Genomic DNA, 15220 nt, shown 5'->3' with positions numbered 1-15220 from the left:
GAGGCCCCGCCGCTCACCAGTGCGGCGGGCGCTCCCGCTTGATCTCCTCGTCGCGGCTCGAGCCGCCGTGCGAGCCGCCCCAGCCCTCGTCGAGGTCCTCGCTGGCGCGCGTCGGGATGAGGGGACGGCCGGCCCCGCGCGACGCGGGCCGGATGGGCGGCGGCGAGGGCAGGGACGATGCGTCGGCCGCGGGATCGTCCTCGGTCGCCTCGTCCTCGGCCGCCTCGGGCTCCTGCGCGGGCTCCTCGGGGGTGCCGTCCGCGGGCTCCGCGGCGTCCTGCTCCGGCTCCGTCGTGTCCTCGGTCGGGTCGTCGGTCATGTCCTCATCGTCCGTCGCGGCGTCCGCGCCGTCCAGGTCGAGCTCGGCCTGCACCTGCTGGAGCGCGCGGGTCTCGACCTTGTCGGCGAGGATCTGCTCGGCCAGCATCACGGAGATGCCGAGCGTGACGTCGGGGGCCTCGGGCTCGGCCGGGGGCTCGACGGGCGCGGGCGGCTCCTCGGCGCGCAGCTCGGGGATCGCGCCGGTGACGTCGTCGACCGCGGCGACGTCGAAGACCTCCTCCGCGGGCACGCGGATCTCGGAGGTCTCGACGCCCAGGTCGAGCGCCGGCTGCTCCCACACGAGCGGCGCCTTCTCCCGCTCGACCGCGTCGATGATCGCGGCGACGGCCGCGTCGGGGTCCATGAACACGTCGAGCGTCCACAGCGACACCACGGACCACCCGAGCGCCTCGAGGCTCGCATACTGGTGGCGCATGCGGTCGCGCACGCTCGCCGAGCCGCCCCGCGACGCCTCGTCGGTCACGACGGCGACGCGGTAGCCGCGGTCGTGGCGGCCGCCGACGACCAGCGGGATCGCGTCGGCGCCCGCGCCGTAGCGCACGTGCACGGCGTATCCCTCGGCGCGCACGCGGCCCGCGATGTCCGCGAGCAGCCAGTCGCCCGGCGCCGGCTCGGGACGCTCCGGCGGCACGGGCTCCGAGCCGACCGCGAGCACGAGCTCGCGCAGCCCGTCGATCGCGTCCGCCTCGCCGCCCTCGGCGATCGCCGCGAGGTCGTCGGCGCCGAGCGCGGTCACCACGGTGAGCCGCTCGTGGCTCGCGACGACGGCCTGGGCCAGCGCCTGCGCGCCCCACTCCTCGGACAACGCGCCGAGCCTCGCGGGCAGCGTGCCCGCCGCGTCGCGCGCGTAGCCGAGCGTGAGGATCACCTCGTCGACGTCGAGGCCGGCCGCGTTGCCGACCGTCACCACGGTGACGGCCTCGGCGAGGCGCGTGCCGCGCTCGTCGAGCGTGTCGCGGATGCGGGCCGCGTGGAGCTCGTTGCCCGCGACGATGGCGAGGCTGCGGCGCGGCATCGAGTGGACCACGCGGTCGGCGTGGTCGATGACGGCGGCGACCTCGGCATGCGTGGACTGGACGACGTGCTCGCCCGCGGCGGCCGAGCCGGTGGCGTCGAGCAGCGTCACGTCGAGCGCGTGAGGGATGCCGGCGGACGGCAGCGAGCTGAGCGAGCGGCCGTACGCGAGCGTGCCGAGCACGCCTGTGACGCGCGGGTCGCGCGGCTGCGGCAGGGCGTGCAGGGGTACGCGCGGCAGCATGTGGGCGAAGACGGAGACGGCGCTGCGGGTCGCGGCCTCGGCGTCCCCGACCACCACCACCTGGCGTGCGCGGGCGAGCGTGGGCACGGTCTCGGCGAGCGCGAGGGACTCGGCGCCGAACACGACCGCGACGTCGAGGCAGCGGGTGGGTGGCGCGAGCCGCGACACCTGCTCGGCGGTCGCCAGCGTGATGGGGCGCAGCGCGCTCACGAGCGGCTGGTGGTCGCGCCACAGCTCGCGGTAGGGCGCGTCGGCCCCCTCGACGAGGGTCGCGAAGAGGTCGCGCGCGAAGTCGGGGTGGCGGGCGATCGCGATGCGGCGGCGCTCGGCGACGGCGCGCATGAGCGGTCCCACGCGGGCGTCGGAGAACTCGCGGTCGCGCAGCAGGAACTGCTCGACCACGCGGCCGACGGCGCCCTCCTCGGTGAGGCGCGGGTCCGCCGACACGATCGCGTCGAAGGCGGAGGCCCACCACGCGAACTCGAGGTCGCGGCGCAGCTGCTCGGGCGAGGCGTCGGCCTCGTCGCGCGCGGCGAGCTCCGCCAGCAGCGGGCCGAGGCCCGCGGACTCGAGGTCGCGCTCGACCGGCACCGCCTCGGCGGCCTCGAGCGTGCCGGGCACGCCCTCCGCGAGCCGCTCGAGCACGTCGCGGACGTGCTCCCACGGCTGGTCGAGCAGGTCCTGCTCGCCGGACACCTGCGCGACAGGGCCCGCGAGCCGCGACCACAGGCGCAGCACGTTCTCGATGCGGTCGGCGTAGAGGTCGAAGTCGTCGGGGACGAGCGGCCAGCCGCCGGCCGAGCAGTGCGCGCGCCACCGCAGCGCCTGCGCGTGCGCGGCCACGAGGTTCTCGTGCAGGTCGTCCTTGGTCCGGCCGGGACGCAGCAGCTCGACCGCGCGGCGGCGCAGCGCGCGGCGGTCGCGCCGCGCGAGGGTGCCGGCCTGCGCCGTGCCGGGGGGCGCCGTCGCGGCGACGAGGTCGTGCAGCGAGCGGTGGAACACCGCGGGCGAGAAGATCTCGAGCGTGGCGCGCAGGTCCGTGAAGAGGCCCACCTGGTCCGCCCACGCGGCGATAGTCGGCGCCTCGTCCATGCCGGTCTCGTGCGCCGCGATCTGGGCCTCGGCGCGCATCTTGGGCACGTGGCGGACCACGAGCGTCGCGAGCGCCTCGTCGAGCAGCGCGCCCTCCTCCGCATCGTCCGTCACGTCGGACCACCACGGCACCAGCACGGTGGTCGCCTGCGAGGTCGCGGGCGCGGGCTCCTCGGGCGCCGCGTCGGGCCGCAGCCGCTCGACGAGCGCGTGCGCGACGGAGGCGAAGCCGTGCTCGGCGACCAGCGCGGCGGCCTCCGGCCCCAGCCGCTGCTGCGTCATCGGCGCGGGCGCGGTGGAGATGAGCCGCACGACGGCCTGGACGGCCTCGTACGCGCTCACGTCCCAGGGACGATGCGGGCGGTGCAGCGCGTCGAGACGGGTCTCGAGCTCGTGGCGGGCGGCGAGGAGGCTCTCCCCCGCCGTGCGCAGGGTGTCGTCGTCGATGTCCTCGACGCCCATCGTCATCGACGTGAGCAGGCGCCGGCGGGCGGTCTCGTTCCACGAGGCGACCGCGCCGGACACGTACGCCTCGGACACGCCGACGCGGTCGAGCCGCTTCGCGACGGCGCGCACCGACTGCTCGGTGCCGCCGACCGCCATGACGGCGCGACCCGAGGCCGCCGCATCGGCGACGATCGCCGCGACCGCGCCCACGGGGTCGGACCCGGGAGGGGCCTGGAGGAACACGGACCGGCCGGTCGCGATGAGGTCGAGGGCGGCGAACTCGCCGTCGTCGAGGTCGCCCACGCCGCGCTCGGCGAACGGGTCGCGGTCGCCCACGGGGAAGGCCGGGAGCGGCTGCGCGAGCAGCGCCTGCGCGTCGCGGTCGCCCGCGGTCGCGGCGAGGATGTCGGAGGCGCCGATGACCGGGTCCATGTCGTCGAGGTCGTCGAGGAGCCGCTGCTCGGGGTCGTCGAACGCGCCGACGAACAGCCGGTCCGCGACCTCGATGCCGGGGAACGCCTCGCCGAGCGTGCGCACGTGCTGCCACAGCGGGCGCGGGTCGAACTCGAGACCGGGGCCGGCCTGCGGCAGCACGGCCGCGAGGCCTGCGTCGGCGTCGCGGTCGCGGGCCTCGGTGAGGAAGACCGGGTTGACGGCGACCTGGTCGAGCATGGTGAGCAGCACGTCGCCCTGGCGGGCGGACTCGAAGTGGACGGGCCGCATGACGAGCGGCATCTCGCGACGCCGGCCGTCCTCGTCCCAGGCGACGGTGCCGATGACCATCGCGGCGGTCCAGACGCCGGTGGCGGCCTTGACCCGCTCGGCGGTCTCGCGGATGAGGCGCACGCGGTGGAGCGCCTGGGCGTAGTGCTCGGGGTCGCGGATGAGGACCCCGAGGGAGGTGGCGCGACCGGCGAAGAGGGGGGCCAGCCCGCCGGGATGCGAGCCGCGCAGATCCACCGTGGTCGTCTCGCTCAGCGCGAGGTCGCGCAGCGGTGAGACGGTCGCCAGCTGCTGGAGCTGCTCCCTCCATTCGCGAAGGGCGTCCGCGACGAGCGCGCGCCCGATGTAGTCGACCACCGTCCTACGGTAACGGTCCGGTCACGGCCCTTCCGCGCACCACGCCGCCGCCTCCGAGGCCGCCCGTCCCGCGCATCGTCCACCCATCCCGGACAGACCGGAAAAAGAGACAGTGCGCGCCGACTTATGCAGCCGACACGCACTGTTGTGAGGATTGTGGGACCACGGACGGCCCCCCGTCAAACCCGCGATGTGAACGTCACCATCGTCCCTTTTCAGCGCCTCATCGCAGGCGGCGGAGCGCCTCGCGCAGCGGCGGCACGACGACGCCCGCGGCGGCCATGTCGGCGCGCGCGAGCCGCCGGTTGCGCAGCACGCCCACGATGCCGAGCGCCCACGGGATGAGCAGCGTCGCGAACGCCAGGCGGTACTCGTCGAGCGTGTACGAGGTCGCGCCGTCGGGCGACACGAGCTGCAGCGTGACGCCCACGAGCACGATGCCGAGGATGGTCGACACGAAGCCGCCGACGTTGACGAAGCCCGTCGCGGTGCCCATCGCCTCCTCGGGACCGAACGTGCGCGCGTAGTCGAGCGCGATGAGCGACACGGGCCCGCCCGCGCCGATCACCGCCATGAGCACGCCGAGCTCCCATACCGGGCGCGGCGTGTCGGGGACGAGGATCGCGACCCACGCGACCGCCGTCGCGACCGCCGAGCCGAGCACCAGCCAGCTGCGCCGCAGCGGATGGCGGGCCGTGAACGAGCCGGCGAGCGGGCCGGCCGCCATCTTCGTCAGCGTGATGACCATGAGCAGCGCGCTCGCCTCGCCCAGCGACAGGCCCTGCGTCGACACGAAGAACGGCACCCCCCACAGCAGCGCCACCGTGTTCGCCGAGCACAGCGACAGGAAGTGCGTCCAGAAGCCCAGGCGGGTGCCGGCCGGGCGGGAGGCGAGGCGGATGGACTCGCGGAGGGACGATGCGGGAGCGGCGGGCCGCTCGGGGCCGGCCGAGGTCGCGGGGACCCGGATGCCGCGGACCGCGAGCGCGGCGACCGCCAGCGTCGCGGCGCCGAGCACCGCGAAGGTCGCGCTCCAGCCGAGGTCGTGCAGCAGCCACGCGACCGGGATCGAGGTGGCGAGCTGGCCGGCCTGCCCCACCAGCCCGGTCACCTGGACGAGCACGGGCACGCGGCGCGGCGGGAACCACAGCGGGATGAGTCGGCAGGCGGAGATGAAGATCGGGGCGTCCCCGGCGCCGATGAGCACGCGCGCGAGGATCGCGAGCGGGAGGCTCGTCGTGACGGCGAGCAGCCCTGTGCCGACCGCCATGAGCAGCGCGCCGCCGACCATGAGCCGGCGCGCGCCCCAGCGGTCGAGCAGCGCCCCGGCCGGCAGCTGCAGCGCCGCGTAGGTGGCGACCTGGGCGATCGCGAGGATCGACAGCCACGCGGCCTCGATCCCGAAGCGGTCGAGCGCGGCGACGCCGGCGACCCCGAGTGCGGTGCGGTTGACGATCGCGACGAAGTACAGCGCCATCCCGGAGATCAGCACGAGCCAGGCCGCGCGGGGCGCGCGGGTGCCCGTCGTGGGCGCGGGCGGCTGGGTCACGGGTCCCTCCGAGGGTCGATCCACGCTACGGCGCGGTGCGGCGCCGCGCCGCGGACCTCGGACCTACCCGTGGACCCCTCCACGCGGGTGAGCCACTCCCCCACCACCGCATCGGCGTGTCGACGGCGGATCGCTCCGCGGCGGCCCGTTCGAGCCCGTCGGCGCGAGTGCCCGCGTGGAGAGATTCCCACGGTCTCTACAGCGCGAAGGCCGCCTCGAATCCGGCGTTGATCGCGTCGCCCACCTTGGCGGGCTTGACGCAGTCGCCGACAGCGACGGCGCCGCGCGCCTGGAGCGCCTCGACCAGCGCGGTCGCGGGCCGCACGCCGAACGCGCTCACCACGGTGTCCGCGGCGATCTGGACCGGGCCGTCGGGACCGTCGACCTTGACGCCGGCCGCGTTGACCTCGACCACGCGGTGGCCGGTGAGCAGGGTGACGCCGGCCTCGGCGTGGTCGCGCAGCAGCGTGATGCGGTTGATCATCAGCAGGTCGGGGGCGATGCCGTCGGCCATCTCGACGACGGTGACGTCGTGGCCCTTCTCCTGCATCTCGAGCGCGAAGTCGGCGCCCGAGAGGCCGCCGCCGCAGACCACCATGCGGTGGCCGAGGTCCGCGCCGAGGTGGGCGTCGATGACCTCGACGACGTTGTCCCCGTCGAGGCCCGGGATCGGGGGCGCCACGGGCTCGGTGCCCACCGCGACGATGATGGCGTCGGCGCCGTCGAGCTCGGGCGAGTCCGCGGCGATCTCCGTGCCGAGGTGGACCGTGACGGGCAGGTCCGCGAGCTGGCGCTCCCACCAGAAGATCATGGAGCGCAGCTCCTTCTTGAACTCCGGGGTCGCGGCGGGCCACAGGACGCCGCCCAGCTGCTCGCCCTTCTCGTACACGTCGACGGTGTGGCCGCGCAGGGCCGCGACACGAGCGGCCTCGAGGCCGGCCGGTCCGGCGCCGACGATGGCGACGCGCTTGGGGGTCGCGGCGGGCGTGAGGACGCGCTCGCGCTCCTTGCCCACGGTCGGGTTGACGGCGCAGCCGAGGGGCTGGCCCACGAAGGCGTTGCCGACGCACAGCTGGTTGCAGCGGATGCACGGGCGGATGTCCTCGCGGCGGCCCTCGGCGAGCTTGAGCGCCCACTCGGGGTCCGCGATGAGCGCGCGGCCGATGCCGGCGAAGTCCATCTCGCCGGCGGCGATGGCGGACTCGGCGCGCTCGGGCGTGAGGTTGCCGCAGCCCAGCACGGGGATCGACAGCGCCTCCTTGAACATGCGCACCGAGCCCATCATGCAGTTGTCGCCCAGGTAGTACGGCGGGAAGACGTAGTCCATCGCCTCGTACGAGCCCTCGTCGACCATGAGCAGATCGAGCCCGGCGGCCTCGAGCTGGCGCGCGATCTCGACGGACTCGGCGGGCGTGCGACCGCCCTCGAAGTGGTGGTCGACCGACAGGCGGAAGCTCACCGGCAGGCCGGGCGCGCCCTCCTTGACCGCGGCGATGATCTCCGCGGCGAAGCGGCAGCGGTTCTCGACCGAGCCGCCGTACTCGTCGGTGCGGCGGTTCCACACGGGCGACAGGAACTGGTCGATGACGTAGCCGGTGTGGCCGTGGATGTCGATCGCGTCGATGCCGGCCTGGGCGCAACGCTCGGCGGCCTCCTTGAAGCGCTGGACGATGACCTTGATCTCGTGCGTCTCGAGCGGTCGGCATCGCACGCTCGGGTCGAGCCAGTGGGTGTTGTCGGACGCCGAGATCGGCAGCCGCTCGGGGTCGATGTTGTTGATGTTGCGGCCCAGCCCGGCGGTGAGCTGCACGGACACGGCGCCGCCGCGCGCGTGGAACGCCTCGGCGAGCTTGCGCAGGCCGGGGATCGCGGCGTCGGTGTCGACGCGGCCCAGCCCCTCGTTGATGACCTCGTAGTCGTCGGTCACGGCGTTGATGCCGGTGCACACGAGGCCCGCGCCCGCGGCGCGCTCGGCGTAGTACGCGACCTCGCGGTCGGTGAGGTGGCCGTCGTGGTCGCCCATCTCGGTCCCCATCGGGACCATGATGACGCGGTTGCGCAGCTGCAGGCTGCCGAGGGTGACGGGCTCGAGGACGTGGCTGAAGGCGGTGGCGGGCACGGGTGACTCCTGGGGGGTGTTCGGTCGTCGCTGACACTATTGAACATATGACCAATAGATGTCGGCCGCGAGGGACCAAGGTCACCAGCCCCCGGAGGTCTGCTCCGCACGGGTGGGGTCAGGCGGAGGCGCGCTCCAGGGCCGCCCGGAGGCCCGGGTACACCCGCAGCGCGTTGCCCGCCAGGATCGCCTCGCGATCCCCGTCCGACAGCGACGCGGCCTCGATGTAACGCAGCGTGTCGTCGAAGTAGTGGCCCGTGGTCGGGTCGATGCCGCGCACCGCGCCCACCATCTCGGAGCCGAAGAGGATGTTCTCCGCGGGGATCACCCCGGTGAGCAGGTCGATCCCCGGCTGGTGGTAGACGCACGTGTCGAAGAAGACGTTGCCCATGAGGTGGTCGGCGAGCGCCGGCTTCTTGAGCATGTCCGCGAGGCCGCGGTAGCGGCCCCAGTGGTACGGCACCGCTCCCCCGCCGTGCGGGATGATGAGGCGCAGCGTCGGGAAGTCCGCGAACAGGTCGCCCTGGAGCAGCTGCATGAAGGCCGACGTGTCCGCGTTCATGTAGTGCGCGCCGGTGGCGTGGAAGGCCGGGTTCGACGACGCGGAGACGTGGATCATCGCGGGCACGTCGTGCTCGACCATGCGCTCGTAGACCGGGTACCAGTAGCGGTCGGTGAGCGGCGGCGAGGTCCAGTGGCCGCCGCTGGGGTCGGGGTTGAGGTTGACGCCGACGAACCCCTCAGCGATCCGCCGGTCGAGCTCCCGCACCGCCGCGTCGAGGCCCTCGCCGGCCGCCTGCGGCAGCTGCGCGACGCCCACGAACGTGCCCGGGAAGAGGCCGACCACCCGCGCGATGAGGTCGTTGCAGGCCGCCGTCCACGCGACGGACGTGCCGAGGTCGCCCAGGTGGTGGCCCATCGCGGACGCGCGCGGCGAGAAGATCGTGACGTCCGCGCCCCGCTCGCGGATGAGCCGCAGCTGGTTGGACTCGATCGACTCGCGGATCTCGTCGTCGGAGATCTCGGGGTACGGCGGCGGCGCCTCCCCCGCCTCCCAGGCGGCGAGCTGCGCCTCGCGCCAGTCGCTGTGCGCGGCCGGAGCGGTCGTGTAGTGGCCGTGGCAGTCGATGATCATCCGTCACCCTCCTCGAAAAGTCCTGCGGCGATCCGCACCGCGTCGACCAGCTCCGGGGTGGAGCCCTGCGGCAGCACCTCGCCGAACTGCGCCGCCCAGCGCTGACGCTCGACCGTTGCCGACGCCATCCACGGCGTCACCCCGGCCTCGGCCACCGTCGCGGCGGCCTCCTCCATCTCCTCCGCGCGCCGCACCCCGTGCTCGAGCGACCGGGAGATGAAATAGCCCGCGATGGCCTCCCAGTCCGCCTCGGGCAGGATGTTCGACAGCGACGCGATCACCTCACGGTCGACGCCGTAGTGACGGGCCGCGAGCAGCGACTCCGACAGCAGCGACTCGAGGCCCTTGACCACCACCGACCGGCACAGCTTGGTCGCGGCGGCGACCCCGACCACGGCCGCGCCGACGCGCGCGCCGGTGAGCCCGAAGCCTCCGGCGGCCTCGCCGAAGCGCTGCGCGTGCGGGCCTCCGAGGATGAAGGGCGATGCGAGGCGGCGCGGCTCGATGGGCGACATCAGCGCCGCCTCGACGTAGCGGCCGCCCGCGGCGTGGATCTCCGCGGCGGCCTCCTGCTTGTGGCCGGGCGAGCTCGAGTTGAGGTCGAAGTACCAGGCGGCATGCTGAAGACCCGGGGCGACGGACGATGCGGCGGCCACGCAGTTCATGGCCGTCACCGCGGACACGACGAGGTCGGCCCCCGCCACCGCCGCCGCCGCGTTCGGCGCCGGCGCGAGGCCCAGCTCGCGGGCGTTGCGGGAGGCCTTGCTGCCGGGGTCGGCGAAGGCGGTGTCCCAGGCGGTGATGTCGGCCTGACCGGCGCCGCGGAGGTCCTCGACGAAGACCCGGCCCACCTCGCCGAACCCGATGAGAGCGACCCGGGTCATCGCCGCGCGTCCCCGCTCGGGCGCTTCCCCAGCATCCCGGTGGGCCGGTACGCCTGCGTGTCCTGCCCCTCCATGGGCGGCGTGCCGTGGGTGTGGAACGTCTCGATGGTGCCGAGGCCCCAGGCCTGTCCTCGCTTGCGCTCGGGCTCGGTCCAGGTCACCAGCGGCCAGTCGGGCGCGAGCACGAGGCGCGTGAGCGGGTTGCACATCTCGATGCGGTTGCCGCCGGGCTCGAAGACGTAGAGGAAGAAGGTCTGCTGGATCGCGTGCTTGTGCGGGCCGGTCTCGATGTGGACGCCCTGGTCGAGGCAGAGGTCCGCGGCCCGGAGGATCTCCTCGCGGGTGTCCGTCGCGAACGCGAGGTGGTGGAGGCGGCCGCTGCCGCCCGTCCAGTCCTCGGTGTAGACGACGTCGTACGACTTCTGCCCGAAGGACAGCCACTTCGCCGCGATGCGGCCGTCGTCCATGCGGATCTGCTCGGTGGGTCGCGCGCCCAGCACGTCGATGTGGAAGGCCGCGTTGTCCTCGGGGCGCGCCGCGAGGAAGTTGATGTGGTCGAAGCGCCGCACGCCGATGCCGCGGTTGGGCTTCGCCTGCGCCTGGTTCTTGAGGCCGGCGGCGAGGTCCTCCGGCGCCTCGTACCAGACGGTGTCGTAGTAGAGGGCGAGCTGGTGGCCGTCCGGATCCGTGGTGACGAACGTGCGGCCGCGTCCGGCGATGCCGTCCTCCCAGCGCCCGGGGCGCCCGGCGTCCTGGACGGCGACGGCGCGCTCCTCGAGCGCCCGCTCGCTGGACGCGCGCAGCGCGGTGCGGCGGATGCCGGACGTGGGCGCCTGGCAGGCGATGATCGAGCACTCCTCGTAGTCGTCGTAGGCCCGGAGGAAGGACATGCCGTCGACCCGGCGGGTCTCGGTCATGCCGAGGATGTTCTCGAAGAACCACACGGTCGCGTCGAGGTCCGGGGTGTCGAGCATGGCGTAGCCGAGGTGGGCGACGTGGCCCTGCGGCATCGTCATCGTGGTTCCTCCGTCGCGGTGGTGGGGTAGGTGTGGGGGCGGACGCGGCCGTCCATGATCATCCGGGCGGTACGGATGACGCGGGACTCGCCCACGGCGCCCGGGTCGCCCGGCACGGGGTCGACGTGCAGATCGAGGAAGCCGGTGGGGTGCTCGACCCGCATCGGCGCACCGTCCGCGGGCATGTCGGCGAGGCCGTCCGCGACCGTCCCGGCGAGCCGCACGCCGGCGGCGACGGACGCGGCGCCGAGGACGCCGATCGCCTCGTGGACGCGGAACGGGATGAAGCTGCGGGTGCGGACGGTGCCGCCGGCGGCGGGCGCGGACAGCAGCACGATCTTCGGCGTCGTGGTGGTCTCCGGCGTGCCGTCGATGCCCATGAGGGGGAACGCCGCCGCACGGATCTCGGCCACGCGTCGCACCACCGCCGGGTCGGCCTCGAGCGCGGCGGGGTCCTCCCCGCCCTCGAGGCCGAGGTCCGCGGCGCGGACCAGCACCGACTTCATGCCGTTGTCGATGAGGGTCGCCTCGACGCCGGCGATGGTGTCGATCGGGTTCCCGGTCGGCAGCAGCGCGCCCGCGGCGGGCTCGACCGCCACCTCGACAGGCGCCGCGGACCCGGGCACGCCGGAGATCTCCGCGTCGCCGTCGTACGTGACCTCGCCGCCGGGCGTGCGCACGGTCAGCGCCGCGACGGTGCCGGTGTTGACCATGCGCACCCGCACGACCGTCGCGCCGTCGCGCGCGGGCACGAGCCCGCGCTCGATCGCGAACGGCGCCACCGCCGCGAGGATGTTGCCGCACGTCTGCGAGGTCGACACCACGGGCCGGTCCACCGCGACCTGGAGGAACAGGTAGTCGATGTCCGCCGCATCGTCCCCCGCGACGCTCACCACGCCGACCTTGCTGGTGAGGGGGTGCGCGCCGCCGAGCCCGTCGATCTGACGCACGTCGGGGCTGCCCATGATCCGCAGCAGCAGGTCGTCGCGCGCGGCGGGGTCCGTGGGCAGGTCCTCCGCGAGGAAGATCCCTCCCTTCGAGGTGCCGCCGCGCATGAGCGCGCAGGGGATGCCGCTCATGCGGGGTCCGCGTCGGGGTGACGGCGGTAGGTGACGCCCAGGTCCGCGAGGACGGGGCGCATGCCGTAGCGGTCCAGGCCCAGCTCGCCCTCGAGGAACGAGGCGCGGGTCGCCTCCTCCTTGTCGAGGCGCGCGCGGGACTTGACCAGCGCATCGTCCGCCTCGTCGCGGGGGACGACGACGAGGCCGTCGTCGTCGGCGACGATGATGTCGCCCGCGTCGATGACCTGGCCGCCGACCACGATCGGCACGTTGATCGCGCCCGGCGTGGACTTCACGGTGCCCATGACGTTGATGTGCCGCGACCACACGGGGAAGCCCATGTCGCGCATCTCCTGCGTGTCGCGCACGCCGGCGTCGATGATCGCGCCGACGACGCCGCGCTGCTGGAGCCCCGTCGCGAACAGCTCGCCGAACATGCCGTGCGAGGACGGCTCACGGGTGGTGACGACGAGGATGTCGCCGGGCCCGCACTGCTCGATCGCCGCGTGGATCATGAGGTTGTCGCCCGGCCAGCTCATCACCGTGACAGCGGTGCCGGCCACGCGCACCCCCTGCTGGATGGGGCGCAGCGCGGAGATCGAGCGGGTGCGCCCCATCGCCTCGTGCACGGTCGCGACGCCGATGCTCGAGAACGCCTCGACGGTCTCGCGGGCTGGCCGCGGCGGGTCGGTGAGGATCACGGTCTCCACGTCAGGCCTCCTGGGGGGACGATGCGGCGGGAGCGTCGGGGCGCACGCCTCGCTTGGCCTGCTGGATGAGCTCGTAGACGTGGCCGCGGAGCTCCCCGAAGTGCGGGTCCGAGCGGGTGGTGAGCTGGTCCCGCTCGGCGGGCAGGTCGACGCGCACGTCCTCCATCAGCACCGTGGGCCGGTTGGAGAGCACGATGACGCGCTCGCCCAGGTAGACGGCCTCGTCGATGTCGTGCGTGACGAACAGCACGGTGACGCCGAGGTCCTTCCACAGCTTCCGCACGAGGTCCTCGAGCTCGGCGCGGGTCTGCGCGTCGACGGCGGCGAACGGCTCGTCCATGAGCAGCACGGACGGCTCGAAGGCGATCGCGCGGGCGATCGCGACGCGCTGCTGCATGCCGCCCGAGAGCTGCCACGGGTGCTGCTCCCCGGCCTCGGTGAGCCCCACCTCCTCGAGCGCCCGGTCGATCTTGGCGCGCCGTTCGGCCTTCGCGATGCCCTTCTCCTTGAGCGGCAGCTCGATGTTCTGGCGGACGGTCATCCACGGGAACAGGCTGCGGCCGTACTCCTGGAACACCACGGCCATGCCCTCGGGCGGGCCGGAGACGACCCTGCCGTCGAGCACCACCTCGCCGGCGGTGAGGTCGAGCAGGCCGGCGATCGAGCGCAGCAGCGTGGTCTTGCCGGCGCCCGACGGGCCCACCACGCACACGAGCTCGCCGCGGCGGATGCTGAAGTCGAGGTGACGGATCGCCTCGACCTGGGGGCGGCCGGGGGTGTCGTAGGTCTTCTGGACGCCGCGCAGGTCGAGCGCGACCGCATCGTCCCCCGCACCCGCACCCGCGGCCGGGGCGCCGGCGGCTGCCGACCTCATGCGGACGGTCTGGATGATCGACATCTCTACTCTCCTCGCTCGATCTGGCGCTGCCCGACGTACCAGGCGAGCATCCGGTTCTCGACGACCTTGAAGAGGGCCGCGAGCAGGACTCCGATGAGGCCGAGCAGGATGATGCCGGTCCACATCTGGGGGATGGCGAAGCTCCTCTGGAACTGCACGATGGCCGCGCCGAGGCCGCGGTTGGCCCCGAACAGCTCCGAGATGACCATGAGGATCACGCCGATGGACAGCGCCTGACGGGCGCCGGTGAAGATGCGCGGGCTGGCGCCCGGCAGGACCACGAACACGAGGCGGCGCCACCGGCTGAGGTGGTAGCTGCGGGCCGTGTCGTTGAGGACGGGCTCGAGGCCGCGCACGCCCTCGACCGTGTTGAGCAGGATGGGCCACAGGCACCCGAGCGCGATGGTGACGATCTTGCCGAGCCAGCCGGTGTAGCCGGCGAACAGCGCGATGATCGGCACGAGGACGGGCGGCGGGACCGCGCGGAAGAACTCGAGCACCGGCTCCGAGAGCGCGCGGAGACGCGGCATGAGGCCGATCGCGGTGCCGGCGACGATGCCGACGACCACCGCGAGCGCGTAGCCGATCCCGAGGCGCGCGAGGCTGGGCAGGACGTCGGAGACGATGCGGTCCCACGTCCAGGTCTTCGGGAAGGTCTCGAGGATGGTCTGCAGCGGCGGCCAGAACGGGCTGGTGCTGCTGGCCGAGGCGACCCACCAGAAGGCGAGCAGGATCAACGGCAGGCCCAGCAGCATGAAGGCCCTGCGGGCGAGACGGGCGGCGTTCATGCGACCTCGCTCCTCACGGACGGGTGCCACCAGAGCGCCTTGCGCTCCACGAAGCGGGCGAACAGGTTGACGGCGACGCCGATGAGGCCGACGACGATGACGAGGGCGTAGGTCGCGGGGACGTTGCCCGAGCTCTGCGCGATGCCGATGTCGCGCCCCAGGCCCGGCACGCCGATGACGAGCTCCGCGGTGATCTCGAGGATGAGCGCGACCGCGGCCGCGAGGCGGAAGGCGGTCATGATGTACGGCAGCGCCGTCGGGTAGATGACGGACCGCGCGACGCGCAGAGGGCCGAAGCGGTACGAGCGGGCGGTGTCGCGGGCGACCGGGTCGACGTCGGCGACGCCGTACAGCACCTGGACGAGCACCTGCCAGAAGGCCGCGTAGAGGACCAGCAGGAAGGCCGATGCGGGCTTGGTGCCGAACATCAGCACGACGAGCGGGATGAGCGCGACCGAGGGGATCGGGCGCAGGAACTCGACGGTCGAGCTGGTGAACTCCCGCAGGAAGCGCGACGAGCCGATCACGAAGCCGACGACGATGCCGAGCGCCATGGCGGCCGCGAGGCCGACGGCCCAGCCGCGCACGGTGAGCCACAGCGACTCCCAGAACGAGCCCTCGCCCAGCAGCTGGAACAGCGAGGCGTACATCTCGGTGACGGGGGGCAGGAAGTCGGGGTTGACGATGCCGGTGCGGGAGAGCAGCTCGGCTCCCGCGAGGACGATGAGCACGCCGAGGACGCCGAGCCAGGCGTCGTTGCGCCGGCCGCTCCGTCGGGTGCGGGGGCGGGCCGCGCGGGGTTCGGGCGGGGCCGCCGTGGGGGTGGTGGTCACGGGCTCTC

Annotated in this window: 11 protein-coding genes; all 11 read right to left on the bottom strand. The window is 73.7% G+C overall.

Going from position 1 to position 15220, the window contains the following annotated elements:
• Window positions 1-13 precede the first annotated feature (13 nt).
• Window positions 14-4219, bottom strand: a complete 4206-nt coding sequence (locus QQX09_RS06660) for a PDDEXK-like endonuclease domain-containing protein (RefSeq protein ID WP_301132686.1) — start codon at window positions 4217-4219, stop codon at window positions 14-16.
• Between the two features lie 223 nt (window positions 4220-4442).
• Window positions 4443-5768: an MFS transporter gene (locus QQX09_RS06655; RefSeq protein ID WP_301132684.1), complete on the bottom strand. Its 1326-nt coding sequence runs from the start codon at window positions 5766-5768 to the stop codon at window positions 4443-4445.
• A 196-nt stretch (window positions 5769-5964) separates the two neighbouring features.
• Window positions 5965-7887 carry an oxidoreductase gene (locus tag QQX09_RS06650; RefSeq protein WP_301132681.1) on the bottom strand — a complete coding sequence of 641 codons (1923 nt, stop codon included), beginning with the start codon at window positions 7885-7887 and terminating at the stop codon, window positions 5965-5967.
• A 118-nt stretch (window positions 7888-8005) separates the two neighbouring features.
• On the bottom strand, window positions 8006-9022 hold the full coding sequence (locus QQX09_RS06645) for an amidohydrolase family protein (protein ID WP_301132680.1): 1017 nt from the start codon (window positions 9020-9022) through the stop codon (window positions 8006-8008).
• Window positions 9019-9906 (bottom strand): NAD(P)-dependent oxidoreductase, encoded by an 888-nt coding sequence (locus tag QQX09_RS06640; RefSeq protein WP_301132679.1) that lies wholly within the window; start codon window positions 9904-9906, stop codon window positions 9019-9021. The genes QQX09_RS06645 and QQX09_RS06640 overlap by 4 nt, the downstream gene beginning before the upstream one ends.
• A complete protein-coding gene (locus tag QQX09_RS06635; RefSeq protein WP_301132678.1) occupies window positions 9903-10922 on the bottom strand; it encodes a VOC family protein in 1020 nt (339 codons plus the stop codon). The genes QQX09_RS06640 and QQX09_RS06635 overlap by 4 nt, the downstream gene beginning before the upstream one ends.
• A complete protein-coding gene (locus QQX09_RS06630; RefSeq protein WP_301132676.1) occupies window positions 10919-12001 on the bottom strand; it encodes a PrpF domain-containing protein in 1083 nt (360 codons plus the stop codon). Before QQX09_RS06630 ends, QQX09_RS06635 begins: the two co-directional genes overlap by 4 nt.
• Window positions 11998-12693: a 4-carboxy-4-hydroxy-2-oxoadipate aldolase/oxaloacetate decarboxylase gene (locus tag QQX09_RS06625; protein WP_301132672.1), complete on the bottom strand. Its 696-nt coding sequence runs from the start codon at window positions 12691-12693 to the stop codon at window positions 11998-12000. The genes QQX09_RS06630 and QQX09_RS06625 overlap by 4 nt, the downstream gene beginning before the upstream one ends.
• A gap of 1 nt (window position 12694) precedes the next feature.
• Window positions 12695-13591, bottom strand: a complete 897-nt coding sequence (locus QQX09_RS06620) for an ABC transporter ATP-binding protein (RefSeq protein WP_301132667.1) — start codon at window positions 13589-13591, stop codon at window positions 12695-12697.
• Window positions 13592-13593: 2 nt separating this feature from the next.
• Window positions 13594-14379, bottom strand: a complete 786-nt coding sequence (locus QQX09_RS06615; RefSeq protein WP_301132666.1) for an ABC transporter permease — start codon at window positions 14377-14379, stop codon at window positions 13594-13596.
• Window positions 14376-15212, bottom strand: a complete 837-nt coding sequence (locus QQX09_RS06610) for an ABC transporter permease (RefSeq protein WP_301132663.1) — start codon at window positions 15210-15212, stop codon at window positions 14376-14378. The genes QQX09_RS06615 and QQX09_RS06610 overlap by 4 nt, the downstream gene beginning before the upstream one ends.
• Window positions 15213-15220 lie beyond the last annotated feature (8 nt).

The sequence above is a fragment of the Demequina litoralis genome, from assembly GCF_030418455.1.
GTDB lineage: Bacteria > Actinomycetota > Actinomycetes > Actinomycetales > Demequinaceae > Demequina > Demequina litoralis.
Note: the sequence above shows the minus strand (reverse complement) of the source record. Positions and strands in the feature narration are given on the sequence as shown.

What these genes read in the sequence shown, in the direction of transcription:
- QQX09_RS06640 (WP_301132679.1), bottom strand. Translation starts at nt 9,906, where the DNA reads ATGACCCGGGTCGCTCTCATCGGGTTCGGCGAGGTGGGCCGGGTCTTC.
- QQX09_RS06620 (WP_301132667.1), bottom strand. Translation starts at nt 13,591, where the DNA reads ATGTCGATCATCCAGACCGTCCGCATGAGGTCGGCAGCCGCCGGCGCC.
- QQX09_RS06645 (WP_301132680.1), bottom strand. Translation starts at nt 9,022, where the DNA reads ATGATCATCGACTGCCACGGCCACTACACGACCGCTCCGGCCGCGCAC.
- QQX09_RS06630 (WP_301132676.1), bottom strand. Translation starts at nt 12,001, where the DNA reads ATGAGCGGCATCCCCTGCGCGCTCATGCGCGGCGGCACCTCGAAGGGA.
- QQX09_RS06615 (WP_301132666.1), bottom strand. Translation starts at nt 14,379, where the DNA reads ATGAACGCCGCCCGTCTCGCCCGCAGGGCCTTCATGCTGCTGGGCCTG.
- QQX09_RS06635 (WP_301132678.1), bottom strand. Translation starts at nt 10,922, where the DNA reads ATGACGATGCCGCAGGGCCACGTCGCCCACCTCGGCTACGCCATGCTC.